28 protein-coding genes and 1 pseudogene are annotated in these 25,724 nt (G+C 74.8%); 17 read left to right on the top strand and 12 right to left on the bottom strand.

All coding sequences use genetic code 11. The features are described from left to right. Positions 1–151: 151 nt before the first annotated feature. Complete coding sequence (locus MODMU_RS25100) at positions 152–553, top strand: VOC family protein (RefSeq protein WP_014743225.1); 402 nt, start codon at positions 152–154, stop codon at positions 551–553. 29 nt (positions 554–582) lie between these two features. On the opposite strand, the gene MODMU_RS25095 is transcribed toward MODMU_RS25100, so the two are convergent. From MODMU_RS25095 to MODMU_RS25080, 4 genes are all read right to left on the bottom strand, one after another. Beyond that, on the bottom strand, positions 583–1,035 hold the full coding sequence (locus tag MODMU_RS25095; RefSeq protein WP_014743224.1) for a nuclear transport factor 2 family protein: 453 nt from the start codon (positions 1,033–1,035) through the stop codon (positions 583–585). Continuing rightward, on the bottom strand, positions 1,032–1,415 hold the full coding sequence (locus MODMU_RS25090; RefSeq protein ID WP_014743223.1) for a DUF2510 domain-containing protein: 384 nt from the start codon (positions 1,413–1,415) through the stop codon (positions 1,032–1,034). Before MODMU_RS25090 ends, MODMU_RS25095 begins: the two co-directional genes overlap by 4 nt. Before the next feature lie 107 nt (positions 1,416–1,522). After that, the gene (locus MODMU_RS25085; RefSeq protein ID WP_014743222.1) at positions 1,523–2,017 is read right to left on the bottom strand and encodes a glutathione peroxidase; all 495 of its coding nucleotides are present in this window, start codon (positions 2,015–2,017) and stop codon (positions 1,523–1,525) included. A 36-nt stretch (positions 2,018–2,053) separates the two neighbouring features. Further along, positions 2,054–2,479 carry a DUF2237 family protein gene (locus MODMU_RS25080; protein ID WP_014743221.1) on the bottom strand — a complete coding sequence of 142 codons (426 nt, stop codon included), beginning with the start codon at positions 2,477–2,479 and terminating at the stop codon, positions 2,054–2,056. A 43-nt stretch (positions 2,480–2,522) separates the two neighbouring features. On the opposite strand from MODMU_RS25080, the gene MODMU_RS25075 reads away from it, so the two are divergent. Genes MODMU_RS25075 through MODMU_RS25060 form a run of 4 tightly spaced genes read left to right on the top strand, consistent with a single transcriptional unit; the run spans position 2,523 to position 7,566 of the window. Continuing rightward, complete coding sequence (locus tag MODMU_RS25075) at positions 2,523–3,506, top strand: NAD(P)H-binding protein (RefSeq protein ID WP_331437095.1); 984 nt, start codon at positions 2,523–2,525, stop codon at positions 3,504–3,506. Continuing rightward, a complete protein-coding gene (locus tag MODMU_RS25070) occupies positions 3,503–4,294 on the top strand; it encodes a CPBP family intramembrane glutamic endopeptidase (RefSeq protein WP_014743219.1) in 792 nt (263 codons plus the stop codon). Before MODMU_RS25075 ends, MODMU_RS25070 begins: the two co-directional genes overlap by 4 nt. A 60-nt stretch (positions 4,295–4,354) precedes the next feature. After that, positions 4,355–6,343: an acetoacetate--CoA ligase gene (locus tag MODMU_RS25065; protein WP_014743218.1), complete on the top strand. Its 1,989-nt coding sequence runs from the start codon at positions 4,355–4,357 to the stop codon at positions 6,341–6,343. Next, entirely contained in the window at positions 6,340–7,566 is a 1,227-nt protein-coding gene (locus MODMU_RS25060; protein ID WP_014743217.1) for an amidase, read from the top strand. The genes MODMU_RS25065 and MODMU_RS25060 overlap by 4 nt, the downstream gene beginning before the upstream one ends. Before the next feature lie 8 nt (positions 7,567–7,574). Here the strand turns inward: MODMU_RS25060 and MODMU_RS25055 are convergent, their stop codons facing one another. Further along, on the bottom strand, positions 7,575–8,696 hold the full coding sequence (locus MODMU_RS25055) for an MFS transporter (protein ID WP_041795615.1): 1,122 nt from the start codon (positions 8,694–8,696) through the stop codon (positions 7,575–7,577). Between the two features lie 124 nt (positions 8,697–8,820). Between MODMU_RS25055 and MODMU_RS25050 the strand changes: the two genes are divergently transcribed. Then, positions 8,821–9,867, top strand: a complete 1,047-nt coding sequence (locus MODMU_RS25050; RefSeq protein ID WP_083869943.1) for a heparan-alpha-glucosaminide N-acetyltransferase domain-containing protein — start codon at positions 8,821–8,823, stop codon at positions 9,865–9,867. A 6-nt stretch (positions 9,868–9,873) separates the two neighbouring features. On the opposite strand, the gene MODMU_RS27385 is transcribed toward MODMU_RS25050, so the two are convergent. Together MODMU_RS27385 and MODMU_RS25040 are read right to left on the bottom strand one after the other, a co-directional pair. Continuing rightward, positions 9,874–10,767 (bottom strand): polysaccharide deacetylase family protein, encoded by an 894-nt coding sequence (locus MODMU_RS27385; RefSeq protein ID WP_014743214.1) that lies wholly within the window; start codon positions 10,765–10,767, stop codon positions 9,874–9,876. 24 nt (positions 10,768–10,791) lie between these two features. After that, positions 10,792–13,506, bottom strand: coding sequence for an ATP-binding protein (locus tag MODMU_RS25040; protein ID WP_014743213.1), 2,715 nt, complete (start codon positions 13,504–13,506; stop codon positions 10,792–10,794). 208 nt (positions 13,507–13,714) lie between these two features. Here MODMU_RS25040 and MODMU_RS25035 point away from each other — a divergent pair, with 208 nt between their 5' ends. Beyond that, complete coding sequence (locus MODMU_RS25035) at positions 13,715–14,092, top strand: FKBP-type peptidyl-prolyl cis-trans isomerase (RefSeq protein ID WP_014743211.1); 378 nt, start codon at positions 13,715–13,717, stop codon at positions 14,090–14,092. A 40-nt stretch (positions 14,093–14,132) separates the two neighbouring features. Here the strand turns inward: MODMU_RS25035 and MODMU_RS25030 are convergent, their stop codons facing one another. Continuing rightward, positions 14,133–14,837, bottom strand: coding sequence for an SDR family oxidoreductase (locus MODMU_RS25030; protein WP_014743210.1), 705 nt, complete (start codon positions 14,835–14,837; stop codon positions 14,133–14,135). 95 nt (positions 14,838–14,932) lie between these two features. On the opposite strand from MODMU_RS25030, the gene MODMU_RS25025 reads away from it, so the two are divergent. The 7 genes and pseudogenes from MODMU_RS25025 (at position 14,933) to MODMU_RS25000 (ending at position 19,946) form a co-directional block, all read left to right on the top strand. After that, on the top strand, positions 14,933–15,301 hold the full coding sequence (locus MODMU_RS25025) for a MerR family transcriptional regulator (protein ID WP_014743209.1): 369 nt from the start codon (positions 14,933–14,935) through the stop codon (positions 15,299–15,301). Between the two features lie 39 nt (positions 15,302–15,340). Next, entirely contained in the window at positions 15,341–15,634 is a 294-nt protein-coding gene (locus tag MODMU_RS25020) for a DUF1905 domain-containing protein (RefSeq protein WP_014743208.1), read from the top strand. Between the two features lie 31 nt (positions 15,635–15,665). Further along, a pseudogene (locus MODMU_RS30430) lies at positions 15,666–15,830 on the top strand (hypothetical protein); the annotation flags it as partial. A 133-nt stretch (positions 15,831–15,963) separates the two neighbouring features. Next, positions 15,964–16,524, top strand: a complete 561-nt coding sequence (locus MODMU_RS25015) for an ATP-grasp domain-containing protein (RefSeq protein ID WP_051144078.1) — start codon at positions 15,964–15,966, stop codon at positions 16,522–16,524. A 408-nt stretch (positions 16,525–16,932) separates the two neighbouring features. Further along, on the top strand, positions 16,933–18,138 hold the full coding sequence (locus tag MODMU_RS25010; protein ID WP_014743206.1) for an HNH endonuclease signature motif containing protein: 1,206 nt from the start codon (positions 16,933–16,935) through the stop codon (positions 18,136–18,138). A 60-nt stretch (positions 18,139–18,198) separates the two neighbouring features. Continuing rightward, positions 18,199–19,224, top strand: a complete 1,026-nt coding sequence (locus MODMU_RS25005) for a cation diffusion facilitator family transporter (protein ID WP_014743205.1) — start codon at positions 18,199–18,201, stop codon at positions 19,222–19,224. A 29-nt stretch (positions 19,225–19,253) separates the two neighbouring features. Then, complete coding sequence (locus MODMU_RS25000) at positions 19,254–19,946, top strand: DsbA family oxidoreductase (RefSeq protein ID WP_014743204.1); 693 nt, start codon at positions 19,254–19,256, stop codon at positions 19,944–19,946. Positions 19,947–19,962: 16 nt separating this feature from the next. Here MODMU_RS25000 and MODMU_RS24995 read toward each other — a convergent pair whose 3' ends face one another. The 3 genes from MODMU_RS24995 to MODMU_RS24985 all read right to left on the bottom strand — a co-directional run bounded on the left by MODMU_RS24995 (position 19,963) and on the right by MODMU_RS24985 (position 21,549). Then, the gene (locus tag MODMU_RS24995; RefSeq protein ID WP_014743203.1) at positions 19,963–20,925 is read right to left on the bottom strand and encodes an NAD(P)H-dependent flavin oxidoreductase; all 963 of its coding nucleotides are present in this window, start codon (positions 20,923–20,925) and stop codon (positions 19,963–19,965) included. Between the two features lie 65 nt (positions 20,926–20,990). Continuing rightward, positions 20,991–21,233: a hypothetical protein gene (locus MODMU_RS24990; RefSeq protein WP_041795611.1), complete on the bottom strand. Its 243-nt coding sequence runs from the start codon at positions 21,231–21,233 to the stop codon at positions 20,991–20,993. Between the two features lie 79 nt (positions 21,234–21,312). Beyond that, positions 21,313–21,549, bottom strand: coding sequence for a hypothetical protein (locus MODMU_RS24985; RefSeq protein ID WP_014743201.1), 237 nt, complete (start codon positions 21,547–21,549; stop codon positions 21,313–21,315). Between the two features lie 84 nt (positions 21,550–21,633). Between MODMU_RS24985 and MODMU_RS24980 the strand changes: the two genes are divergently transcribed. Beyond that, the gene (locus MODMU_RS24980) at positions 21,634–21,963 is read left to right on the top strand and encodes an ArsR/SmtB family transcription factor (protein WP_014743200.1); all 330 of its coding nucleotides are present in this window, start codon (positions 21,634–21,636) and stop codon (positions 21,961–21,963) included. After that, positions 21,960–22,460, top strand: a complete 501-nt coding sequence (locus MODMU_RS24975; RefSeq protein WP_014743199.1) for an SRPBCC family protein — start codon at positions 21,960–21,962, stop codon at positions 22,458–22,460. Before MODMU_RS24980 ends, MODMU_RS24975 begins: the two co-directional genes overlap by 4 nt. Before the next feature lie 64 nt (positions 22,461–22,524). Here MODMU_RS24975 and MODMU_RS24970 read toward each other — a convergent pair whose 3' ends face one another. Further along, entirely contained in the window at positions 22,525–23,706 is a 1,182-nt protein-coding gene (locus MODMU_RS24970; protein ID WP_014743198.1) for an NADH:flavin oxidoreductase/NADH oxidase, read from the bottom strand. 189 nt (positions 23,707–23,895) lie between these two features. Here MODMU_RS24970 and MODMU_RS24965 point away from each other — a divergent pair, with 189 nt between their 5' ends. Next, a complete protein-coding gene (locus MODMU_RS24965) occupies positions 23,896–25,710 on the top strand; it encodes a phosphoenolpyruvate carboxykinase (GTP) (RefSeq protein ID WP_014743197.1) in 1,815 nt (604 codons plus the stop codon). Positions 25,711–25,724 lie beyond the last annotated feature (14 nt).

The following is a 25,724-nucleotide window of genomic DNA, read 5'->3' as shown; positions in this document are numbered from 1 at the left end:
CCCAGGCCGCGCCTCGTGGCGGGCGGCGTCGTGCACAGCCGCGCGGCCGGACCGGCGATGACTTCCGGCGGCGCGGCCCGTCTGTCCTGGTGAGCGGACCCGGTGGTGGTCCCGCACCGCCGGCCCGGCCGGCCCGACCCGAGGAGCCCCTGTGCGCTACATCTTCGTGAACCTGCCCGTCACCGACCTCGCCCGCGCCCGCGCCTTCTACGGGGGGCTGGGCTTCAGCTTCAACGAGCAGTTCTCCGACGAGCGCACCGCCTCGGTGGTGATCGAGGAGAACATCGTGGTGATGCTGCTGACCCGCGACCGCTTCGCCGACTTCGTGCCCGGCGCGGTGGGCGACCCGGCGCAGGCGACGAGCGTGCTCAACGGGCTCTCGGCGAGCAGCCGCGAGGAGGTCGACGAGCTGCTGGCCCGGGCGCTGGCGTCCGGTGGCAAGCCCTGGCAGCCCGCCCAGGACCACGGGTTCATGTACGGCACGAGCTTCACCGACCCTGACGGCAACGTCTGGGAGGCGATCTGGATGGACCCGGCCGCGGTCGCCGGCTGAGCAGCTCGAGCGTCGCGGGGAGCAGGTGGTCAGCGGAGCGGGAGCTCCGGTTCACCGGGTGCGCGCGGGCCGGTGATCCGGCGTTCCGCGGCGGTGATCGGGACGTCGTCGATGCTGGCCTCCCGGCGGCGCATCAGCCCGTGCGCGTCGAACTCCCAGTTCTCGTTGCCGTGGCTGCGCCACCACTGCCCGGTCGTGTCGTGCCACTCGTACTGGAACCGCACGGCGATCCGGTCGCCGGTCCAGGCCCACAGCGACTTGCGCAGCGCGTAGTCCAGCTCGCGCTCCCACTTGGCGGTCAGGAAGGCGACGATCTCGGCCCGTCCGGTGAGGAAGGTGTCGCGGTTCCGCCAGACCGAGTCCTCGGTGTAGGCCAGCGACACCCGGTGCGGGTCCCGGCTGTTCCAGGCGTCCTCGGCCGCCTGGACCTTCTGCGCGGCGGTCTCGGCGGTGAACGGCGGCAGCGGCGGCCGGTCGCTCATGCGACGAACCGCCAGATGACCAGGGCCACCGCGACGCCCAGCGCCGGCCACGCCAACGGCTCCTTCTTCTGCACCGCAGTGATCGCCACGAACGCCGGGATGAGGGCGAAGACGACGTAGCCCGTGGTCACCGCGATGAGCACGCAGACGACGGCGAGGGCGAGGGCGGTCAGGCTGGCGGCGTTGCGCTTGGCGTAGGTGTCCGGAGCGGCCTGGAGGGACGTGGCGCCCCCCTGCTGCGGTCCCGGGGCTGCGCCCCACGGCGCGGCCACCGGCTGGGGAGCCGCCTGCAGCTGGTCGCCCCAGGCGGTGCCGTCCCACCACCGCGCCCCACCGCTGCCGCCGGGGTCGGGGTACCAGCCGGCCGGGGTGGTGGTCATCGGAGCTCCTCCTGGTCGTGCAGCCGGCAGGACGCGGCCGTCAGGAGGGAAGGTAGGTCAGGGCAACCGGGTGGCCGGTCACCCGGACGCGTGTCCGGGCGAGGGGCTCACCCGGCGAGCGCGGCCTCGACGGCGGCACGGACCTCGGGGGCGGTGGGCTCGGTGCGCGGCCGGAAGCGGCCGACGACCTGCCCCTGTGCGTCGATCACGAACTTCTCGAAGTTCCACTGCACCGGCCCGGCCTCGCCCGCGGCGTCGGGCACCTCGGTGAGCCGGCGGTAGAGCGGCGCGGCGTCGTCCCCGTTGACCTCCAGCTTCTCGGTCATCGGGAAGGTGATCCCGTAGGTGGCCGAGCAGAAGGTGCTGATCTCCTCGGCCGTGCCCGGCTCCTGGCCGGCGAACTGGTTGCACGGCACGCCGAGCACGGTGAACCCGCGGGCGGCGTACTCCTCGTGCAGCTCCTCCAGCTGGGCGTACTGCGGGGTGAGCCCGCAGCGGCTGGCCACGTTGACCACCAGGGCGGCCCGCCCGGCGGTCAGCGCGCCGAGGGTCGTCGGCTCCCCGGCGAGGGTGGTCACGGGCAGGTCCAGCAGGTCGCTCACGGGTGCTCCTCGGCGCAGCGGGTGCGGTCGAGCGGCTCAACCCTCGCCGTCGGAGGGCTGTTCCCCCAGCGAGGAGAGGTCGTCGGGGACGTCGACGGCCTGCGAGCGCAGGGCGGCCAGCGGGACCACCTCGAGGGCCTTGGCGTTCGTCGCCGCCAGCACCACCCCGGCCGGCGCGCCCGCCTGCAGGGCCTGCAGCCAGCGCACCGCGACGACGCACCACCGGTCGCCGGGCCGCAGCCCCGGGAAGTCGTACTCCGGGCGCGGGGTGCCCAGGTCGTTGCCCAGCTGCCGCTGCATCTCCAGGAACTCCGCGGAGACGACGGCGCAGACGGTGTGGCTGCCCAGGTCGTCGGGGCCGCTGCGGCACGAGCCGTCGCGGGTGTACCCGGTCATCGGGTCGGTGCCGCAGGGCTCGAGCGGGCCACCCAGGACGTTGCGCTCCTCGCCGGGGAACCCCATGCCCCGATCATGGTGCCCGGCGACCGACCGCGCCCGGTGGGTCGTGCGCCGTGGAGTCGCGCCACACCCAACGGAGCGGGAGGGTGGAGGGGTGCGAGTACTGGTCACCGGAGCGTCGGGGTTCGTGGGCGGTCGGCTGGCGCCGGCCCTGGAGGAGGCCGGGCACGAGGTGCGGGCGATGACCCGGCATCCCGACCGGTACGACGGCGCGGGCAAACCGGTCGCCGGTGACGTCTCCGACGAGGCGTCGCTGCGGGCCGCTCTCGACGGCTGCGACGCCGCGTACTACCTGGTCCACTCGCTGGACTCGCCGGACTTCGAGGACCGCGACGCCGCCGCCGCGCGGTCGTTCGGCCGGGCCGCCGCCGATGCCGGCGTCCGCCGGATCATCTACCTGGGCGGCCTCGGCGACGACTCCGACCAGCTGTCGGCGCACCTGCGCAGCCGGCGGCAGGTCGAGCGGCTGCTGGCCGAGGGCGGGGTGCCGGTCACCTCGCTGCGGGCCGGCATCGTCATCGGCCACGGCGGCGTCTCCTGGGAGATGACCCGCCAGCTCGTCGCCCACCTGCCGGCGATGATCACCCCGCGCTGGGTGCACACCCGGACCCAGCCGATCGCGGTGGCCGACGTCGTCCGGTACCTGGTCGGCGTGCTGGAGGCGCCGGAGGCCGAGGGCCGCGCCCTGGACGTCGGCGGGCCGGAGGTGCTCGAGTACCTGGAGATGCTCACCCGGGTCGCGGAGATCCAGGGCCGGCGGCTGCTGATCGTCCCGGTGCCGCTGCTGACGCCGCAGCTGTCCTCGCGCTGGCTGGCGCTGGTCACCGACGTCGACCTGCAGACCGGCCGCTCGCTGATCGACTCGATGACCAACGAGGTGGTGGTCAAGGACGACTCGATCCGGCGCATCGTGCCCTTCGAGCCGATGTCCTACGACGACGCCGTCCTCACCGCGCTGAAGGAACGGGCGGAGGCCCGGCGGGCGGCCCGCCAGGAGAAGACCCCCGCGGGGCTCGGGCGGATCCGGTGACCCGGGACCGGCGGCGCATCGGGGAGTCGCTGATCTCCGACGACGGGCTGACCCGGCTGCTGTCCCGGGCGCCGTCCTGGCTGGTGGACAAGGTGCCGCGCGACCACCACGAGTCCGACGCTGCCTTCCGCCGCCGCCGCCGGGTGACCGCCGCGGTGTCGGTGGCCGGCGCCGGGCTGCTCGGGGTGTCGCTGTCCCGCAAGCCGGACTCGCCGTCGTTCTACGGGCTCACGCTGGGGGTGGCGGCCACCTGGGTCGCCGGCGGGCTGGCCTCCGGGCCGCTGCACCTGGGCTGGGTGCAGACGCCGCGGGCGACGCTGCGCCGGCCGCTGCTCACCCCGGTGGTCGGCGGCACGGCCGCGTTCGGCCTCTTCTACGCCGCCGCGCTGGTGGCCAAGCGGGTCCCGCCGCTGGAGGCCGCGGTGACCCGGGTGCTGCGGTACGCCCAGCAGGGCAACCCCGCGCTGGTCACCACGACCACGCTGGCCAACGGCCTCGCCGAGGAGGTCTTCTTCCGCGGCGCGCTGTACGCCGCGGTCGGCGTCGACCATCCGGTGCTGAAGTCCTCCGCGGTCTACACGCTGGCGACGGTGGCCACCCGGAACCCGGCGCTGGTGCTCGCCTCGGTGCCGATGGGCCTGCTGTTCGCCTTCCAGCGGCGGGTCACCGGGGGCATCCAGGCACCCGCGCTCACCCACCTGACCTGGTCGGTGCTGATGCTCCGGTACCTGCCCCCGCTGTTCGCCGACCACCCCTCGATCGACGTGGCGCAGCCCGCCGAGCCCTGATCCTCGGACGGCGGCCCGGGTCCTGCTGACGGACGTGGTCGCGGGTGGCAGGCTCCGCCCGTGAGCGCTGACGCGGGGGGCGGACCGGAGGTCCTCTGGACCCCGACACCGGAGTCGATCGCGGCCAGCCGGCTGGGGCAGTTCGCCGCCTGGGTGGCCGACCGGCGCGGCCTCGACCTCGGCGGCCCGGCGGACTACGACGCGATCTGGCGCTGGTCGGTCGACCACCTCGACCAGTTCTGGGCCGACGTCGCCGCCTTCACCGACGTGCTGCCCGGCGTCCCGGACGACCGGGTGCTCACCCGGCGCGCGATGCCCGGCGCCGAGTGGTTCCCCGACGTCACCCTCAACTACGCCGAGCAGGCGCTGCGGCACGCCACGGACGAGCACCCGGCGCTGATCGCCGCGGCCGAGGACGTCGAGGACGTCGAGATCCCGTGGGCCACCCTGCGCGGCCAGGTGGGCGCCTTCGCCGCGACCCTGCGCCGGCTGGGCGTCCGGCGCGGTGACCGGGTGGCCGGGTACCTGCCGAACGTGCCCGAGGCGGTCGTCGCCTTCCTCGGCGCGGCCTCGATCGGTGCGGTCTGGTCCTCCTGCGCACCGGACTTCGGCACCCGCAGCGTGCTCGACCGGTTCGCCCAGATCGAGCCCGTGGTGCTGGTCGCCGTCGACGGCTACCGCTTCGGCGGCCGGACCTTCGACCGGCGGGAGGTCGTCGCCGAGCTGCGGGAGGCCCTGCCCAGCGTGCGGACGACGATCTCGGTGCCCCGCCTGCACCCCGGCGAGCTGCCCGAGGGGGCGCTGGCCTGGGCCGAGGCGGTCGCCGAGCCGCAGGACCCGGTGTTCGAGCCGCTGCCCTTCGCCGCCCCGCTGTGGATCGTGTTCTCCTCCGGCACGACCGGCCTGCCGAAGGGGATCGTGCACGGGCACGGCGGCGTGGTCCTCGAGCAGCGCAAGCAGATGGGGCTGCACATCGACGTCGGGCCGGGCGACCGGCTGTTCTGGTACGCCTCCACCGCCTGGATCATGTGGAACATCGCCACCTCGGCGCTGCTGGCCGGTGCCACGGTGGTCGTCTACGACGGCGCCCCCACCCACCCGTCGGTCGACGTCCAGTTCGCGCTCGCCGCCCGCACCCGGCTGACGTTCCTGGGCACCAGCCCCGGGTACCTCGGCGCCTGCGAGAAGGCCGGCCTGCGGCCGGGGGAGGACCACGACCTCTCCGCGCTGCGCACCATCGGCGTCACCGGGTCACCGCTGCCGGCCAGCACCTTCCGCTGGGTGTACGACGCGGTGAGCCCGGACGTCTTCCTCGGCTCGCTGTCGGGCGGCACCGACGTCGCGACCGGGTTCATCGGCAGCTCGCCGCTGCTGCCGGTCACCGCCGGGGAGCTGCAGCGCCCGATGCTGGGCGTGGCCGCCGCCTCCTGGGACGAGGACGGGCACCCGGTCGTCGGCGAGCTGGGGGAGCTGGTCGTCACCGAGCCGATGCCGTCGATGCCGCTGTACTTCTGGGACGACCCGGACGGCGTCCGCTACCGGGAGGCCTACTTCGAGCCCTGGCCCGGGGTGTGGCGGCACGGCGACTGGCTGGAGGTCACCGAGCGCGGGACCTGCCTGATCACCGGGCGGTCGGACTCCACGCTCAACCGCGGCGGTGTCCGGATGGGGACGGCGGACATCTACGCCGCGGTCGAGGCGGTCCCGGCCGTCGTGGACTGCGTCGTGCTCGGCGTGGAGCAGCGCGACGGCGGCTACTGGATGCCGCTGTTCGTCCAGCTCGCCCCCGGCGCGGAGCTCACCCCGGAGCTCGAGGCGGAGATCCGGGCCGCGATCCGGACCAACGCCAGCCCGCGGCACGTGCCGGACGAGATCACCGTCGTCCCCGCGGTGCCGCACACCCGCACCGGCAAGCGGCTGGAGGTCCCGCTCAAGAGGCTGTTCCAGGGCGTGGAGCCGGCCCGGGCGCTCAACGTCGGCGCGGTCGACGACGCCGGCGCCGTGGAGCACTTCGTCGAGCTGGCCCGGGCCCGCCAGGCCGGCCGATGAGCTCGGTGCCCGAGGTGCAGGCCGCGACCAACGCCGTGGTCACCACCATCGACCCGCCGCTGCCGCACGCGCCCGGGGGCCCGCTGGCCGGCGTCCGGGTCGGGCTCAAGGACAGCATCGACACCGCCGGTGTGCGCACCACCTGCGGGTCGGCGTACTTCGCCGACCGGGTGCCCGACAGCGACGCCGAGGTCGTCTCGCGGCTCGCCGCGGCCGGCGCGCTGATGGTCGCCAAGCTCAACCTCAGCGAGTTCGCCATCGGCCTGACCAGCCAGAACTCCGCGTCCGGGCCGGTCCGCAACCCCTGGGACCTCTCCCGCGTCCCCGGCGGGTCGAGCGGGGGGAGCGCCGCCGCGGTCGCCGCCGGGCTGGTCGAGGTGGCCCTGGGCACCGACACCGGCGGCTCGGTGCGGGTGCCGGCCGCGGCGTGCGGGGTCACCGGGCTGCGGCCGGGGATCTCCGTCGTCCCGGACGCGGGCACCTTCCCGGTCTGCGAGCTGGTCGACACGGTCGGCCCGATCGCCCGCGACGTCGAGCTGGTCGCCCGGGTCTTCGCCGTGCTGGCCGGGCGGGACGCGCGCGAGCTGGAGCCGGCGCCGCCGCGCCGGATCGGGGTGCCCGAGCTCTGGTTCGACGACCTGGACCCCGGGGTCGCCGACCTGGTCGCCGCCGCCGGCCGGGTGTTCGCCGAGGGGGGCACCGAGCTCGTGCCGGTGCAGGTGCCGGGGATCGCCTCGGCGCAGGACGTGCTGTACACGATCATCTACTCCGGGATCGCCGACCTGCACTCCGAGCGGCTGGCCTGCCCGGAGCTGTTCCAGCCCGACACCCTCACCCGGGTGCAGGTCGGGACCGGTGTGTCCGAGTACGAGCGGGCCGAGGCGCTGGGCGCGCAGCGGGAGTTCCAGCGCGGGCTGGACGAGCTGTTCGAGCAGGTCGACGTGCTGCTCACCCCGGCGCTGCCGGTCGACGTCCCGCCGGCCCGCACGGACGACGACGTGCTCACCACCACCCGGCGGCTGGCCCAGCTCAGCGCGCCCTGGTCGCTGCACGCCGGCCCGACGCTGGCGCTCCCCGCCGGCCGGCACGCCGTCTCGGGCATGCCGGTGGGGCTGCAGCTCACCGCCCCGGTCGGCGGGGAGGACCTGCTGCTGGACGCCGGCGCGTGGTTCCAGCAGCGGACGGCGTGGCACACCCTGCGGCCGCCCTGTGCGGTCGACTGACGCAGCGGTCAGGTCCGGGCGAGCCGGGGGAGCGCCGCGGCCAGCAGCAGGACGGCGGCGGCCAGCAGCACCAGCCCGCCCACGGCGTAGGTGGCGAACACCGCCAGCGCCGCCAGCTCCACCCCGACGCCGGCCACCGAGGTCACCGTCGCGCGGGCCGGCCCGGTGATCGCCTGCTGCAGCCGGGTCTCGGCGACCACCAGCACCAGCCGGTAGAGCGCGTAGCCCGCGGCGACGACGGCCAGCCCGGCCGGCACCGCGACCAGCGCGGCGGCGGCCAGTGCGGCACCGGCCGCGGCCAGGGCGGCGGCGACCGCGCGCGGGGGCCAGGACGTCGCCCGACCGCCCAGCGCGGCGCCGGCCGCACCGGCGACCGGGACGCCCAGCACGGCGAGCGGGTTGACCGCGTCCGGCACGCCCCAGTCCCGGGCCAGCAGCGGGAGGTACTCGTCCACCGCGTCCACCCCGCCCAGCAGGACGACGAGGACGACGGCGGCCCGCACCGCGGGGCGTCCGGCGGCCTCACCGACCCCGGCGCGCAGCGTCCCCCACCAGCCGTCGTCCGTGTCGTCGTCGTGCCCGCCCCGGCGGGGGGCCTCCGGGAACGTGGCCGCCAGCACCGAGCCGGCCAGGCAGGTGCCGACGCTCACCCAGCCGACCGCCGCGTACCCGCCGGAGGCGAACAGCGCGGCGGCCACCAGCGCCGTGGGGACCTGCACCAGCAGGTCGACGGCGGTCACCCAGCCGTACACCCGGCCGTACCGGTCGCCCGCGCCGGCCGCGGCCAGCCCGTCGTGCAGCAGCGCCTCGAACGCCCCGGACACCAGTGCGCCGCCCACCCCCCAGACGACCAGCCCGCCGGCGAAGCCGGGGAGACCGGGAGCCACCAGCCACAGCGCGTAGGCCACCGCCTGGAGCACGCCGGCGAGGACCAGCGCGCCGCGCCGCGACCAGCGGTCGGCCAGCGCCCCGGAGGGGACCTCGGCCAGCACGGCGGTGGCCGACCACAGCGCGAGCAGCGCCGAGATGTCGCCGTCGTCCAGGCCGCTGTCGGCGAACAGCAGCGCGTAGAAGGGGTAGAGCGGGACGAACTCGGCGACGGCCGACCAGGCGAGGACCCGGCGGACCAGGGTGCGGGCGGGCGGCGGGGGAGGGGATCAGTCGGGGGGCATGGGCGGACGGTAGCCCGGTCGGGTCGCCGTGTCCGCCGGTTTTCCCAGGGCGGGCGGCGGCACCCGGTCCTACCGTGGAGGGATGGCGGGCCGAGCGGTGACCGGCCGGCCCGGTCCACCGGCAGCCGTCGTCCCGGACGGTCGCGTGCGCCGGCTGCACGGGGTCGACGTCCTCCGCGGCCTGGCCGTCGTGGGCATGCTCGTCGTCGACAACCGGGGCAACGCGTCGATCGCCACCCAGTGGCACCACGCCGCCTGGGACGGGCTGCACGTGGCCGACGTCGTCTTCCCGGCGTTCCTGCTGGTGGCCGGTGTCTCGATGCCCTTCTCGCGGCGCGCCGACCGGCCGCGCGCGGTGCTCCTGCGGGTGCTGCGGCTGACCGTGCTCGGCTGGCTGGTGGTGACGGCCAAGTACGGACCGGGCACGGTGGGGGCCGGCGTGCTCGGGCACATCGCCGGTGCCTACCTGCTGTGCTGGGCCCTGCTCCGGCTGCCGCGTTCCGTGCAGCCGCTGGTCGCCGGCGGCGTGCTGGCCGGGCTCACCGTGCTGACCGGTGCGGGCGGGGCCGACCCGGAGCACTCCTGGGCGCGGTCGCTCGACGAGGCGATCGGCCTGCCGTTCTCCGCGGAGGCGCCGCACGCCTTCCTGGGCAGCGCGGTCACCGTCTACCTCGGCGTGCTCGCCGGCCGCGCGCTGCAGTCGGGCACCGGCCGGGCCGTGCTGCGGCAGCTCGCGGCCGGCGGCGTGCTGCTGCTGGCCGCGGGTCTCGCGCTCGCCCCGCTGGCGCCGGTCAACAAGCGGCTGTGGTCGCCGTCCTTCGTCCTGGTGACCGGTGGTCTGGCCGTGCTCGCCCTCGCCGCCCTGCACTGGCTGGTCGACCAGCGCGCGCTCCGCCGTCCGCTGCAGCCGGTCGAGGCGCTCGGCCGCAACGCGATCGTGGCCTTCGTCCTCTCCGAGGTGCTCTTCCGGGCGGTGCTGTCCACCACCGTCCAGCCGGTGGTCGACCGGTGGGTCAGCTCGGTCGCCGGCGTCACCGTCTCGGCGTGGGCGTACCCGGCCGTGTCGGTCGCGGTGATCGGGGCGGTGTGCGCGGGGCTCGCCCGGCGGGGCGTGGTCGTGCGGGTCTGAGCGAGGTCAGGGCGGGGGCGGCCCGGTGCCCCCGACCGGGGGCGGCACGCTGCGGGACAGCAGGTCGTCGGCCGACAGCAGCGTGATGCCCCGGTCAGCGATCCGGGCCAGGGCCGCGGGCAGGGCACGCACCTCCAGCTCGCGCCGGTCGGCGAGGGCGCGTGCGAAGGACGCGGTGGGGTCGAAGGTGCCCCGCCCGATCCCGTCGTGCAGGCCGAGCACGTCGCCGGCGCTCACCGTCCGCCCCATGTAGTCGCCGATCTCGGTCACCGACGTGCTGTCGCCCGGCCCGCGGGTGACCGACCAGATGTAGGTGTCGTAGCCGAGCTCCGCCGCCACCCGCAGCGCGTACCCCGTCAGCTCGCCGCGGGGCGGGCGGAAGCTGGTGAACGGCCGGCCGATGACCGCCTCCACCTCCTCCTTGCAGCGCACCAGCTCCTCGCGGGTCTCGTCGACGTCCAGGGTGGTGAGGTCGCGGTGGTCCCAGGTGTGGTTGCCGATCCCGTGGCCGGCCGCCACCACCTCGCGCAGCAGGTCGGGGTGGTGGACGCCGTTCCAGCCCATGACGTTGAAGGTGGCCGTGACCCCGGCGGTGGCCAGCGCGTCGAGGATCCGCGGGGTGTACTCCGGCGTCGGCCCGTCGTCGAAGGTGATGGCCGCGATCGGCTCGGTCACCGTGGCGCTCCAGACGACCCGCCGGGTGCCCAGCCGGGCCACCCGCTCACCGGCGTCGGCGGCACCGCCGGCCTCCAGGAACCTCTGCTGGGCGGCCGCGGCCGCGGTCGCCTCGGCGCGGGCGGTGTCGTCGTCCCCGACCAGCAGGGCGCCGGCGGCGGCGCCCACGGCCAGCCCGGCAGCGCCGCCGCCGGCTCCGAGCAGGAACTGCCGTCGCGTCGCCACCCCGCTGTCCTACCGCACCGCGCTCTAGGCGGGTGCCCCGGCCTCGGGCGGACCGTCGGTGCGCGGCACGCGGATGGTGACGGTCGTCCCCTCCGGGCTCGGGACGGCGCTGATGTCGGCGAACGCGCTCATCAACGTCGAACCCCGGCCGCGGTCCATGCTCGGCACCCGCTCGCGCCACTGGCCGTGGTCGCGCACCGTGATCAGGACCCGCCCCCCGCCCACCTCGGCGGCGACGTCCACGAACGGCTCGGTGGGGTCCTGGGCGTGCTCCACGGCGTTGGTCACCGCCTCGCAGGCGGCCAGCAGCAGGTCGTAGGCCTGGTCCTCGTCCAGCTCGGCGGTGGCGAACAGCCGGCGCAGGGCTCGGCGCAGCGCGGAGACCGACTGCGGGGTGGCCGGGAAGCGCCAGCGCTCGTAGTGCACCTGCGCCGGTTCCGGCGGTGGCGCGACCGCCGGGGGGCGGCTGGCGGGTACCAGGTCCCGCACGCCCGGGGAGGGCGCGGGCCGCTCCGGGGCGGGGGTGGCCGGCAGGTTGAGCGGCCGGGTCGGCAGCTCGTCGGTGGGCTCCTCCCGACCGCCGCGCGCCCGCTCGACGGCCACCCGCACCCGGGCGACGAGCTCGGCGGCCTGGAAGGGCTTGGCGAGGTAGTCGTCCACGCCGGCCGCGAAGCCCTCCACGGCCGCCTCCTGGCCGGCCCGGGCGGTGAGCATGACGACCGGGATCCCCCGGGTCGCCGGGTCGGCGCGCAGCCGGCGGAGCAGCTCGAACCCGTCGACGCGCGGCATCATCACGTCGGTCAGGACGACGTCGGGCAGCTCCTCGGCGACGGCCGCCAGCGCCTCCTCGCCGTTGGTGCAGGTGCGCACCCGCCAGATCGGGGAGAGCAGCCGGGTCAGGTAGGTGCGCATGTCGGCGTTGTCGTCGACGACCAGCACGGTGGCGGTCGCGCCGGCCGGGACCGCCGGCTGCTCGCGCGGGGTGACCTCCTGCTCCCAGGCCTCGGCCGTGCCGCGCGCCATCTCGGAGGGACCGACCGGGTGGTCGGCGTCGCCCTCGGCGTCCGGGCTGCCGTAGGGGATTGTGGCGGTGAAGGTGCTGCCCCGCCCGGGCTCGCTGGTCACGGTCACCGACCCGCCGTGCAGCGCGACCAGCTCGCGCACCAGGGCCAGCCCGATGCCGGTGCCCTCGCGGTGCCGTCCCAGCGACCCCGGGACCCGGTGGAACCGGTCGAAGACCCGCGGCAGCTCCTCGACCGGGATGCCGATGCCGGTGTCGGTGACGGTGAGGGCCACGCCGTCCCCGGTGTCCCGCAGGGCCACCGAGATGCCCCCGACGAAGGTGTACTTCACCGCGTTGGACAGCAGGTTGAGGACGACCTTCTCCCACATCCGCGGGTCGACGAACACCGGTCGGGGCAGCGGCGGGCAGTCGACGGTCAGCCGCAGCCCGGCCCGCTCGGCCGCCGCGCGCAGCACGCCGGCGAGCTCGGTGGTGAAGTCGGCGAGGTCGGTCCCGACCCGGACGGCGGTGGCGCGGCCGGCCTCGATGCTCGCGACGTCCATCAGGTCGTTGACCAGCCGCTGCAGGCGCTGGCCGTTGCGCAGCGCGAGGGCGAGCTGGTCCCGGGCGCCGGGCGGCAGCGGACCGGCGTCCTCCAGCACGTCGGCGATCGGGCCGAGCAGCAGCGTCAGCGGGGTGCGCAGCTCGTGGCTGACGTCGGAGAAGAACGCGGTCTTGGCGCGGTCGAGCTCGGCGAGGGACTCCGCCCGCCGTCGCTCGGCCTCGAAGGCACGGGCGTTGCCCAGCGCGCTGACGAACTGACCGGCGACCAGCTCCAGGAAGGTCCGGTACTCCGCGTCGAACGCCCGGTTGGGGCTGGTACCGGCGACCAGCACGCCCAGCCGGTCGCCCCCGGCCGTGGCGGTGAGCGGGAGGACGACGGCCTCGGTCACCGGGTCCTGCCAGAAGCCGCCGACCAGGGCGAGGTCGGTGAGCCGGCCCGGGAGCTCGGCGGGGTCGTCGACGGTGGCCGGCAGCCGGTCGGCCGGGCAGCCGACGACGGCCGCCCGGGAGAGCCGGCCACCCTCGTCGTGGAGGTAGACCGCCGCGGCGGGCACGTCCAGCGGGTCGGTGGCCAGCGCCCCGCACAGCCCGGCGAGCAGGGTCTCGTCGTCGCCGAGCTGGTTGCCAGAGGCCGAGAGGTCGTGCAGCAGCCGCTGGCGGCGCTCACCGAGGACCTCGGCGGTCACCTCGGTGCAGACCGCGTGCATGCCGGCGACCCGGCCGTCGTCGCCGAACGCGGGGGCGTGGGAGACGGTGAAGTAGGTCTCCTCGCGGTACCCCGCCCGTTCCAGCAGCAGCGGCAGGCGGGGCAGCCAGGAGGCCTCGCGGGTGGCCATCGCGTGCTCGACCGGCCCCTCGAGCGCCGCCCACCCCTCGGCCAGGGTGACCCGGATGTCCTCGCCGATGGCCGGGTGCTTCGCGCCGATGAAGGGGGCGTACCCGTCGTTGTAGAACTGCAGGTACTGCGGCCCCCAGGTCAGCACCATCGGGAAGCGCGAGGCCAGCACGGTGCGGACGGCGTAGCGCAGGCTGGCCGGCCAGGTCTCCACCGGGCCGAGCGGGGTCGCGGACCAGTCGTGGCTGGCCATCAGCCGGCCGGCCTCCCCGCCCCCGCTGAACAGGTCGGTGACCGCGACGCTGCCCTCGGGGTCCGACGGGACATCGGGGGCCATCCGCACCTCCTGCCGACGCGGGCCCACCCGCGTCGCTGCGGTGCCGGACCGGGCGGGTCGACGTGACCGCCCGACGAGGGAACCTACCCGTGCGGAACCGGTTGTGGGCGATCGAGGGCCGGTCTGCGGTCGGGTGGCGCGCCGGGTGCGTGTTGGATGGACCCCAGCCCCGCCGGGAGAGCCCCGGTGGCAACCCGAGGAGATCCCCGTGGCAGAGCTCACCCGCCCCGACGTCGAGCCGCCCACCGGCCCCGCGCCCGACGACCTGGTGATCGAGGACCTGGTGGTCGGGGACGGCCCCGAGGCCACCGCCGGCAGCCTGGTGAGCGCGCACTACGTCGGGGTCACCCACGACGGCGGGGAGCAGTTCGACGCCTCCTGGGACCGCGGCGACCCGCTGGAGTTCCGGCTCGGCGTGGGCATGGTCATCCAGGGCTGGGACGAGGGGATCGCCGGCATGAAGGTGGGCGGCCGCCGCCGGCTGATCATCCCGGCGCACAAGGCCTACGGCGAGCGCGGCGCCGGCGGCGTCATCAAGCCCGGCGCCACCCTCGTCTTCGTCGTCGACCTGGTCGGCGTCCGCTGACGGCCGGTCCCGCTGCCCCGCCGGGCAGCGGGACCTCCGCTCAGACCGCGGGCTGGCTGTAGAACGCGCGCGGGTCGGCTGCCAGCGCGGCCTTGACGTGCCGGCTCCAGTCGTCGACGAGGACCTCCCAGTCGCCGGCCTGGACGCCGTCGAGGGCCGCCCGGACGACGTCGGCCGGAGCGGTCATCGGCCCGGTGTAGCCGGCCATCATGTCGGTGTCGGCCGCCCCCAGCACCACCCCGGTCACCTGGGTGCCCTGGCCGGTGAGCTCGAGCCGGATGCCGTTGGTGAGGCTCCACTCCGCCGCCTTGCCTGCGGCGTAGGCGTTCGCGCCGTCGACGGAGAACCAGGACAGCGCCGAGAGCACGTTCACGATGCCGCCGCCGCCGTTGCGGGCCAGCACCGGCGCGAAGGCCCGGACGACGCCCAGCGTGCCGTAGAAGTGGGTGTCCATCTCCCGCCGGACGTCGGCCAGGTCGCCGGTGACCAGGTTCGCGCCGGTGGTGATGCCGGCGTTGTTGACCAGCAGGCTCACGTCGCCGGCGGCCGCGGCCGCCGCGGCGACCGACTCGGGGTCGGTGACGTCGACCCGGAGCACCTCGACGCCGGGGACGTCGACGAGCTCGGGACGGCGGGAGGTGGCGTAGACCTTCGCGGCGCCGCGCGCGAGCAGTTGCTCGGCGAACTGGCGGCCGAGGCCGCGGTTCGCGCTGGTGACGAGCGCGACCGATCCGGTGATGTCCATGGTGTTCTCCTTGCGCTCGGGGTGTGCTGTCCGGGACGCTAGGACCTGACGCTGACGTCAGGGTCAAGTGTGACGTCGACCACCGAGGAGGTCCGGTGCTGCGCATCGGTGAGGTCGCCGCCCGTGCCGGCGTGAGCGTGCGGGCGCTGCGCTACTACGAGGAGCAGGGCCTTCTCGAGGCCGAGCGCAGCCCCAGCGGGCAGCGGCGGTACGCCGACAGCGCGGTCGACCGGGTGCGCCTGGTCCAGCAGCTCTACGCCGCCGGGCTGACCAGCAAGGACGTCCTCGAGGTGCTGCCGTGCGTGCACACCGGCATCGCCACCCCGGCGATGCTGGCCCGGCTCGTCGAGCAGCGGGACGGCATCGACCGGCAGATCGCCGAGCTGACCCGGGCCCGCGAGCGGCTGGACGAGGTCATCCGCGTCGGCCGCGCCCACGTGCCGGCGGAGACCGCGGTCGCCTGACCACCGATGACTCCGCGCGGTCACGGCAGTCCTCACGCCATGACCGCCGCACCGCAGACCGGCCAGCCGATCGACGTCACCTTCACGAGCGTCATCGAGAAGGACGGCGCCTTCCCCACCTACCTGGAGCTGCCCGGCTCCGCCCAACTCCTCGGCACCCGGCGGGCGGTGAAGGTCGCCGGGACCCTCGACGGCCACCCCTTCGCCGCCACGTTGATGCCCTCGGGCACCGGGCCGCACTGGCTGCCGCTGAAGAAGGCGCTGTGCGCGACGATCGGCAAGCACGAGGCCGGCACCGCGGTCGCCGTCCACCTGCAGCAGCGGTTCAGCTGAGACCGTCGGCGCCCTCGGGCAGGGTGGCGGCGTGATCGACATCGGCATCGCCACCTGCGCGGCCGTGCCCGACCTGGACGAGGACGGTCCGCTGCTGCTGGCCGCGCTGGCGGAGGCCGGCGTGCGGGCCCGGCCCGTGGTCTGGGACGACCCCGGGGTCGACTGGGCGGCGTTCGACGCCGTGCTGGTCCGCAGCACCTGGGACTACCCGCTGCGCCGCGCGGAGTTCCTCGCCTGGACCGCCCGCTGCCCGCGCCTGGTGAAACCCGCGAGACGTCCTGGCGTGGAACACCGACAAGCGCTACCTCGACGACCTGGCCGGCGCCGGCGTGCCGACCATCCCGACCGTCTTCGTGCCGCCGGGCTCGCCCGTGGTGCTGCCCGAGGGGGACTGCGTGGTCAAGCCCACGGTCAGCGGGAGCGCCGCGGACACCGGCCGGTTCCGCGGGCCGGACGACCCGCGCGCCGCCGCCCTGGTCGCCCGGCTGCACGCGCAGGGGCGCACGGCCATGGTCCAGCCGTACCTGCCGGGCATCGACCGGGACGGCGAGACGAGCGTCGTCTTCCTCGGCGGGGTCCTCTCCCACGCCCTGCGGCGCGAGCCCCTGCTCACCGTCGACGGCGTCCGGCCAGCGGTCGTGGTGGCCGACGTCCTGGAGACCGTCCGCGAGGTGGCGGTGACCCCTGCGCAGCGTCAGGTGGCCGAGGCGGCGCTGGACGCGGTGCCGGGCGGGCGGCACCGGCTCAGCTACGTGCGCGTCGACCTGGTCCCCGGCCCGGCCGGACCGGTGGTCCTGGAGCTGGAGGCCACCGACTGCTTCTTGTTCCTCTCCTGTGCCTCCGCCGAGTCCCGGCGACGCTTCGCCGAGCACGTCGCCGCCCAGATCTGACCCGACGGTCGCCCACAAGGTCCCTCCAACTCGGGTGACCCGAGCCGGGCCGACCGCCGAAAGCGCGCTTTCGGTGGTCCCTGTGGTCGTGCAGCGACTCGGCGACGATGAGCTCCCTCGCCGAGCGGTCCACCGAAGGCGCGCTTCCGGTGGTCCTCTGACGGTGCGCCGCCCAAAGCGCGCTTTCGGTGGTCCCTGCTGTTGCGCAGCGACTCGGCGTCGATGAGGTCCCTCGCTGAGCGTTCCACCAAAGGCGCGCTTTCGGTGGTCCGGCCTCCTTCTCGGCACCTTGTCAAGGGCCTCGATGGATCTGTGGACAGGCGTCTGACCTGGGGATTCAGGTCGTGAGACGGTGCCTTTTCCGCTAGACTTCGTACAGGTGTTCGAAGACGTGGCGGGAGGTGTCCGGTGGGCGAATTGCAGTCCGCGCTCGACGCCTTGGCCGCTGAGGACCTTTTCGCCCTGCCGTCGGGTGCGGTGCTGGACCGGACGGCGACGCTGCTCACGCTGGTGAACCGGGCCACCGCTGAGTTGACCCGCACCGTCCGGCACGCCGATTCCACCGGCGCGGCTGAGCATGACGGTAAGAAGACGATGGCCTCCTGGCTGCGCGGGCACGGCCATCTCACCCCCGGCGAAGCCGGCCGGATGGTGCGCTCGGGTAGGGCCTTGGAGCATCTGCCGGCCACCGCGGCGGCGTTCGCCGAGGGCACGGTGACCGCGTCTCAGGTGGCGGCGATCGCGCCGATCGCGGACGACGCGGCGCGGGTCGCCGCCGAGGCGCAGGGCGTGGACCTGGGCGTCATCGACCAGGCGATCGTGACGGTTGCGCGCGGCGAGTCGCATGCGCGGTTGCAGCAGGTGGTGCACCACTACCGGGAGGCGCTCGACCCCGACGGGGCCGAGCCCGACCCCACCGAGGGACGTCGGTTCACCGTCACCCGGCACGCCGATGGCAGCGGTACCGGCCGCTTCGACCTGGACGCGGTGGGCATCGAGAAGGTGCTGGCCGCCATCGAGTCGATCGTGCAGGCCTCCCGCCCCAAGGGCGATGACCGGACACGGGCTCAGCAGCAGGCCGACGCCCTGGTGCAGCTGGTCGACAACCAGTTGGCCGCCGGGAACCTGCCCACGCTGCGCACGGTGAAGCCGCACGTCGTGCTCGGGCTGGACATGGATGACTTCGTCGACCCCGCCACCGGGCCCGGTGCGGCCCGCACCGGGTTCGGGTCGCAGATCTCGGCCGCGCGGGCCCGCTGGCTGGCCTGCGACGCCAGCATCTCCCGCATCGTGATGGGCCCCGACGGGGTCCCGCTGGACCTGGGCCGCGACCACCGGGTGGTCACCCCCGGCCTGCGCAAGGCCGTCGAACTACGGGACCGGCACTGCGTGTTCGCCGGATGTGACGCCCCGACCCACTGGTGCGATGTCCACCACCTCCTCCACTGGATCAACGGTGGGGAGACCAGCCTGGCGAACTCCGGGCTGTTGTGCGAGCGGCACCACACCAAGGTCCACCACGGGTTCCGGGTCGAACGGGACCCCGGCGGGCGATGGCACACCTGGCGCCCCGACGGCACCGAGATCCTCATCGGACCACCGCTCCTGGTGTGACCCGTCCCGGTGCTGCTGCGCGGGGATTGCCGATCAGCGGACCGGGGCATCGACCGGTGCATGACGCAACCGGCGCCGACGACCCAGCACGCCCTCGTCGAGGAGGCGGAGGCCGGCGCGGCCACCAAGACCTCGGGGGGCTCCGACGGCGAGTCGACCGGCACCGTCATCGTCGCCGGCCTGGCGAACCTCGCGATCGCCGTCGCCAAGCTCGTCGGCGGCCTGATCAGCCACTCCTCGGCGATGATGTCCGAGGCGGCGCACTCGCTGGCCGACACGGTCACCGAGGTGCTGCTCTTCATCGCGCTCAAGCGCGGCAACCGGGCCCCCGACGCCCGGCACCCCTTCGGCTACGGCCGGGAGACCTACTTCTGGGCGTTCCTGGCCGCGCTCTGCACCTTCGGGGTCGGCGCCGGGTTCTCCGTCTGGCAGGGCGTCACGACGATCATCGAGCGCGAGCCCGAGGGCTCCCCGACCATCTCGTACGTCATCCTGGCCGTCTCCTTCGTGCTCGAGGGCAGCTCCCTGCTCAAGGCCGTCCGCCAGGTCCGCGGCGCCGCCGCGGAACGGGGCATCAGCGCCCGCCAGTACCTGCGGCACACCACCGACACGACGGTCAAGGCGGTCACCTTCGAGGACAGCGCCGCGCTGGTCGGCCTGGTGCTCGCCGCCCTCGGCCTGTTCCTCGAGCAGATCACCGGCGACCCGCTGTGGGACGGCATCGCCGCCATCCTGATCGGCGTCCTGCTGGTGCTGGTCGCCGGTTCGCTGGCGCGGGCCAACATCTCGCTGCTCATCGGCCAGTCGGTCCCCGGCGCCACCCAGCAGGAGCTCAAGGACGAGCTGTCCGGCCTCGACCAGGTCGACGACGTGCCGTTCCTGCTGACCACGGTGATCGGCCCGGGCCAGCTGCTGGTCGCCGCCAAGGTCGACTTCGCCGACACCGCCACCGTCGCCGACATCGAGCGGGCCTCCGACGAGGCCGAGCGCCGGCTCGTCGCCCGGCACCCCGGCGTCCGCTACGTGTTCCTCGACCCCACCCCGGGCAACGGGCGGGCCCAGGTGGCCGCGCCCGCCGCGGAATGAGCTGACCCCGCCGGCGGTTCGGACGGTTCATGCAGGTAGAGGTCTGGTCCGACGTCGTCTGTCCGTGGTGCTACATCGGCAAGCGCAAGCTGGAGACGGCGCTCTCCCGCTTCGCACACGCCGACCAGGTGGAGGTCGTCTGGCGGTCGTTCCAGCTCGACCCGAGCATCCCCGAGGGGCACACCGAGGCGACGCTCCCCGCGCTGGCCGCCAAGTACGGCCGCAGCGTCGAGGAGATGGCGCAGATGCAGCGCCGGGTCGAGGAGGTCGCCGCCGGGGAGGGCCTCGAGTACCACCTCGCCGAGGGCACCAGCGGCAACACCCTGCTCGCCCACCAGCTCCTCCACCTGGCCGCCGAGCGCGGTCTCGGCGGGGAGATGAAGGAGCGGCTGCTGCACGCGCACTTCACCGAGCAGCGGTCGGTGTTCGACGTCGACGCGCTGGTGGCGCTGGGCGTCGAGGTCGGGCTGGACGCCGACGAGGCCCGCGCGGCGCTCACCGACAAGCGCTACCTGCCCGCCGTCCACGAGGACATCGCGACCGCCCGCGCGCTCGGCGCGACCGGCGTCCCGTTCTTCGTCGTCGACCGCGCGTACGGGGCCGCCGGTGCGCAGCCCGCCGAGCAGCTGCTCCAGTTGCTGGAGCGGGCCTGGGCCGACAGCCACCCGCTGGTCACCGTCCCCGCCGCCGAGGGCTGCGAGGACGGCAGCTGCGCCGTCTGACGGGCTCTGCCCGCAGCTAGCGCAGCAGTCGGGCGGCGCGCTCCAGCGCCTTCTCGGCATCGGCGGTCAGCCGGCGGACGACGTCGGTCGCCGACTCCTCCGTGGTGACCAGCCCGACCGACTCCCCGGCGTAGACCGGGGCGTTGTCGAGGTCGCCGTCGGTACGCGCCCGGCGGACCAGCTCGGCCGCCCGGGTGTCGCCGCGGAGCTCGTCCTCGCGGCCGTGCCAGGTCTCGGTGAAGTCGTTGACCAGGGCGCGCCCGGGCCACCGGGCCGGCCAGGCCAGCCCCTGGGCGATGTCGAAGGCGCTGGTGAGCACTGTCCGGTCGCCGCTCGCCGCCCGCACGCGTTCCCGCGCCGCGGGGGTGTTGGTCGCCTCGGTGCAGGACAGGAACGGCGTCCCGATCCAGGCGCCGGCGGCGCCCGCGACCAGGACGGCGGCCAGCCCGGCGCCGGTCGCGATCCCCCCGGCGGCGAGCACCGGCCGGTCGGTCAGGGTCAGCGCCTCCTGCAGCAGCGGTAGCGTGGCGCGCTGCCCGGTGTGGCCGCCGGCCTCGGTGCCCTGCGCGACGATGACGTCCGCACCCGCCGCCACCGCCCGCTCCAGGTCGCTGCGCGTGTTGACCGCGGTGGCGACGGCGATCCCGGCGTCGTGCAGCGGGCCGACGAAGGGCGCCGGGTCGCCGAACGAGACCGAGACCAGCGCCGGCTCGGCCGCGATCGCCGCAGCCAGCAGCTCGGGCCGCCGCTCCAGGGCCCAGGCCATCAGCCCGATGCCGAACGAGACGTCGGCCTCGGTGGGCACCCGGGCCTGGGCGGCGATCCAGTCGGCGGGGGTCTCCGACCCCACGCCGATCATGCCCAGGCCGCCGCCCACCGAGATGGCGCGGGCCAGCTCGCCGCCGGCCACCCCGGCCATCGGGGCGCCGAAGACGGGTGCGTCGAGGTCGAACCACCGGGTGAGCGCCGTCGTGATCACGGCCCCATCGTGGTCCTCGCGGTCCGGCGGCGCAGCAGCACCCGCGCCGGGCAGGCCGGGAGCCCTCAGCTGGTCGCCGGACCGCCGTGCTCGGTGCCGGAGAGTCGGCCCAGCAGGTTGTGGCAGTGCTTGGCGCGCTGGGAGTCCTGCTCCATCACCTCGCGGAAGAACGACGCGACGTCGTCCAGGCCGGCGTTCTCGGCGTCCCGGACGTACTGGCCGTAGTCGTGGCCGGCCTTGAGCGAGTGGTACTGGAGGGAGATGAGGTCGAAGGTGACGTCGGCGAAGCCGGTCTCACCGGTGGCCATCGGGATCACTCCTCGGGTCGCGTGGACGTGACCCACGTCTCATTCCCCGGCTCGCCGGGGTGAAACGGACCGGTCCCGCTCAGGTCCGGTCGGTGGTCGGCGCCTCCCCGACGGCGCCGCCGAAGCCGCCGGTCACGTCGCCGCCGCCGGCCTCGTCGGCCTCGGTCTGCGCGGTGGCGAGCTCGTCCGCGCCGGTGGCGACGGCGTCGTCCTCGGCGGAGGCGAGGTCCTCGCCCTCGCCGAGCGCGCCGGGGTCGGCCTGCAGCGTGCGGGGGTCGTTCAGCGGGTCGGGGACGTCGGGGTCGGTGACGGTCATGCGCTCGACCGTGCCCGCCGGTGTTCGACCTGAACCGTCGTGCGTAACTGGACGTTTACGTAAGTCATCTGTTACACATCAGGGGTGGAGGCGCTCGCGGCACTCGCCGACCCGACGCGGCGGCAGATCATCGCGCTGCTGGCGGCCGGTGAGCAGGGCGCCGGGGAGCTCGCCGGGCACTTCCCGGTGACCCGCCCGGCGATCAGCCGGCACCTGCGGGTCCTCCGCGAGGCGGGGCTGGTGCAGGTCCGGGCCGAGGGGCAACGTCGCGTGTACGCGCTGGACCCGCGGCCGCTGTCCGAGCTGGACGCCTGGCTGGCCCCCTACCGACGGCTGTGGGCGCAGCGCCTGGACGCCCTGGACACCGAGATCGCCCGCGGACGGCGGGCCCGCACCCACGAGGACGGTCGATGACGACGCAGGACGAACGGCTGGGCGAGGTCACCGAGGTGGCCGACGGGGTGCAGGTCCGGTTCCGGCGCAGCTGGCCGGACCCGATCGGGGACGTGTGGTCGGCGCTCACCGACCCCGACCGGACGGCGCGGTGGTTCGGCAGCTACGACGGCGAGCGGCGGGTCGGCGGCGCGGGGACCCTGACGATGACCCACGAGGAGGGGGCGACCGGCGAGCCGATGCAGATCGTCGAGTGCGACCCGCCGCACCGCCTCGTCGTCCGGTGGGAGTCCGAGCAGGCGTGGCGGATCGAGCTGGACCTGGCCGAGGAGCAGGGCCGCACGGTCCTGGTGTTCACGCAGGTCTTCCCCGCGGGCACCGACGCCGGCGACTACGTCCTGGGCTGGCACTGGTACCTCGACAAGCTCGGCGCCGAGGTCACCGGAGCGCCCGGGCCGGGGGGCTGGGAGACCTTCCTCGCCGCCACCGCCCCCGCCTACGGACGCCCCACCCCCTGACCAACAAGAGCGCGCCTTTGGTGGTCGCCCTGACCACCGAAGGCGCGCCTTTGGCGGTCCTGCCTCAGGAGGCGGGCCGCTCGACCAGGACGGGGTCGGGGCCGGTCCAGGGGCCGAGGCGGTGCAGCAGGCGGTCGCGGGCGGCCAGCCGGGGGCCGGCCTGCACCGGGTAGGTGTCGTAGGAGCCGCCGGTCAGCGCCCGGGCGGCGTGCAGGGCGAAGTTCGGGTCGTCCTGCGCCTCGCGCGCGACGGCGACCAGGTCGGCCTGGCCGGTCGCGACGACGGCCTCGGCCTGCGCCGGGTCCACCACCAGCCCGACGGCCATGGTCGGGATGCCGGCCTGCTCCCTGATCGCCGCGGCGAACGGCACCTGGTAGCCGTAGCCGATCGGGTGCTGCCAGCCGGCGCCGATGCCACCGCCGGAGACGTCGATCGCGTCCACGCCCAGCGCCTTCAGCTCGCGGGCGAAGGCGATGGTGTCCTCCAGCGTCGTCCCGTCGCGCTGGGCGTCGACGGCGGAGACCCGGACCACCAGCGGCAGGTCGGCGGGCCAGACCGCGCGCACGGCCGCCACCACCTCGAGCGGGAAGCGCATCCGCTTCTCCAGCGAGCCGCCGTACTCGTCCTCCCGCAGGTTGGTCAGCGGGGAGAGGAACTGGTTGAGCAGGTAGCCGTGCGCCGCGTGCACCTCGGCGACGGCGAACCCGGCGGTGAGCGCCCGCTGCGCGGCGGCCACGAACGCCTTGCGCACGCCGGCCAGCTCCGCCGTCGTCAGCGGGTGCGGTGCCGGCCAGCCCTCGCCCATCGGGACGCCGCTGGGGGAGACCGCCGTCCACGGCCGGTCGCCGGGCCGGGCGTTCTCCGCCGTCACCGGGCCGTGGCCGTCCCACGGGCGGAGCGTGCTGGCCTTGCCGCCGGCGTGGGCCAGCTGGATCGCCGGGACGCTCCCGTGCTCGCGGAGGAAGGCGGCGACCCGGGCGAGACCGGGGACCTGGCCGTCGTCCCACAGCCCGACGTCCCCGGGGCTGATCCGCCCCTCCGCCGTCACCCCGGTCGCCTCGACCATGACCAGCCCGAAGCCGCCGAGGGCGAAGCGCCCCAGGTGGACGAGGTGGTAGTCGCCCACGACGCCGTCGGTGACGTTGTACTGGCACATCGGCGCGACGACCAGCCGGTTGGGGAGCGTGACCCCGCGCAGGGTCAGCGGCTGCAGCAGGACGGGCTGGGCGGGGGTCGGCTCGGTCACGCGGGGATCAACCCGGCCGCCGGCGTCCGGCATCCCGGGGCGACGCAGGTCACACTGCAGGTAGACGTCCTATACGAGTAGCCTGACCCGATCCCCCCGGCCTCAACGGAGCGGCCGGGGCGGGCCCACCTGTCAGCGCCGACGCCTGCCCCGCGCCCCGCGCAGGCGGACCCACATGGAGGAGACGCCGTGACTTCCGTGGCCACCCCCGGTCTCGAGAACGCCCCGACCACCCACGCCCGCCTCCTCGCCTGGGTGCAGGAGATGGCCGACCTCACCCAGCCCGACCAGGTGGTCTGGGTCGACGGGACCGACGAGGAGTGGGAGCGGCTCACCGGGAAGCTGGTCGACGCCGGCACCTTCACCCGGCTGACCGCCAAGCCCAACTCCTTCCACTGCGCCTCGGACCCCAGCGACGTCGCCCGGGTCGAGGACCGCACTTTCATCTGCTCGGTCGACGAGGCCGACGCCGGACCCACCAACAACTGGATGGACCCGGCCGAGATGAAGGCGGTCATGACCGAGCTGTACCGGGGGTGCATGCGCGGCCGGACGATGTACGTCATCCCGTTCTGCATGGGCCCGGTCGAGGCCGAGGACCCGATGTTCGGCGTCGAGCTGACCGACTCCGAGTACGTCGTGGTCTCGATGCGCGTGATGGCCCGGATCGGCAGCGCGATCCTCGAGGCGATGGGCACCGACCGCCCGTTCGTACCGGCGATGCACTCCCTCGGCGCGCCGCTGGAGCAGGGGCAGAACGACGTCCCGTGGCCGTGCAGCGACACCAAGTACATCGTCCACTTCCCCGAGGAGCGGGCCATCTGGTCCTACGGCTCCGGGTACGGCGGCAACGCGCTGCTGGGCAAGAAGTGCTACTCGCTGCGGATCGCCTCGGTGATGGCCCGCGACGAGGGCTGGCTCGCCGAGCACATGCTGATCCTCAAGCTGACCAGCCCGCAGCAGAAGACCTACTACGTGGCCGCCGCCTTCCCGAGCGCCTGTGGCAAGACGAACCTGGCGATGCTCGAGCCGACCATCCCGGGCTGGAAGGTCGAGACCCTCGGCGACGACATCGCCTGGATGCGCTTCGGCGACGACGGCCGGCTCTACGCGCTCAACCCCGAGTTCGGCCTCTTCGGCGTCGCGCCGGGCACCGGCTGGGACACCAACCCCAACGCGATGCGCACCATCGACCAGGGCAACTCGGTGTTCACCAACGTCGCGCTCACCGACGACGGCGACATCTGGTGGGAGGGCATGACCGATGAGCCGCCGGCCCACCTCACCGACTGGAAGGGCCGGGACTGGACGCCGGCGTCCGACGAGCCCTCCAGCCACCCGAACAGCCGGTTCTGCACGCCGATCACCCAGTGCCCGATCCTGGCGCCGGAGTACACCGACCCGAAGGGCGTGCCGATCTCGGCGATCCTCTTCGGCGGACGCCGGAAGACGACGATCCCGCTGGTCAGCGAGGCGCGGGACTGGAACCACGGCGTCTTCATGGGCGCGACGTTGTCCTCGGAGACCACCGCGGCCGCCACCGGCGCCGTCGGCGTCGTCCGCCGCGACCCGTTCGCCATGCTGCCGTTCATCGGCTACAACGCCGGTGACTACTTCCAGCACTGGGTGGAGACCGGCAAGGCGCACGACTCGACCAAGCTGCCGCGGATCTTCTACGTGAACTGGTTCCGCCGGGACGCCGACGGCGGCTTCCTGTGGCCGGGCTTCGGGGAGAACAGCCGGGTGCTCAAGTGGGTCGTCGAGCGCCTCGAGGGCACCGCCGCGGCCGTGGAGACCCCGGTCGGGCACGTGCCCACGCCGGACTCGCTCGACGTGTCGGGCCTGGGCATGACCCGCGAGCAGGTCGAGCAGGCGCTGCGGGTGGACAAGGACGAGTGGCAGGCCGAGGTCCCGCAGATCACCGAGTGGTTCGAGAAGTTCGGCGACAAGCTGCCGAGCACCATGTGGGACGAGCTGGAGATCCTCAAGAGCCGGCTCGCGTAGCGGAGCACTCCCCG

It is taken from the genome of Modestobacter italicus (assembly GCF_000306785.1).
Lineage (GTDB): Bacteria > Actinomycetota > Actinomycetes > Mycobacteriales > Geodermatophilaceae > Modestobacter > Modestobacter italicus.
This window is presented reverse-complemented; position numbering and strand designations above follow the sequence as displayed.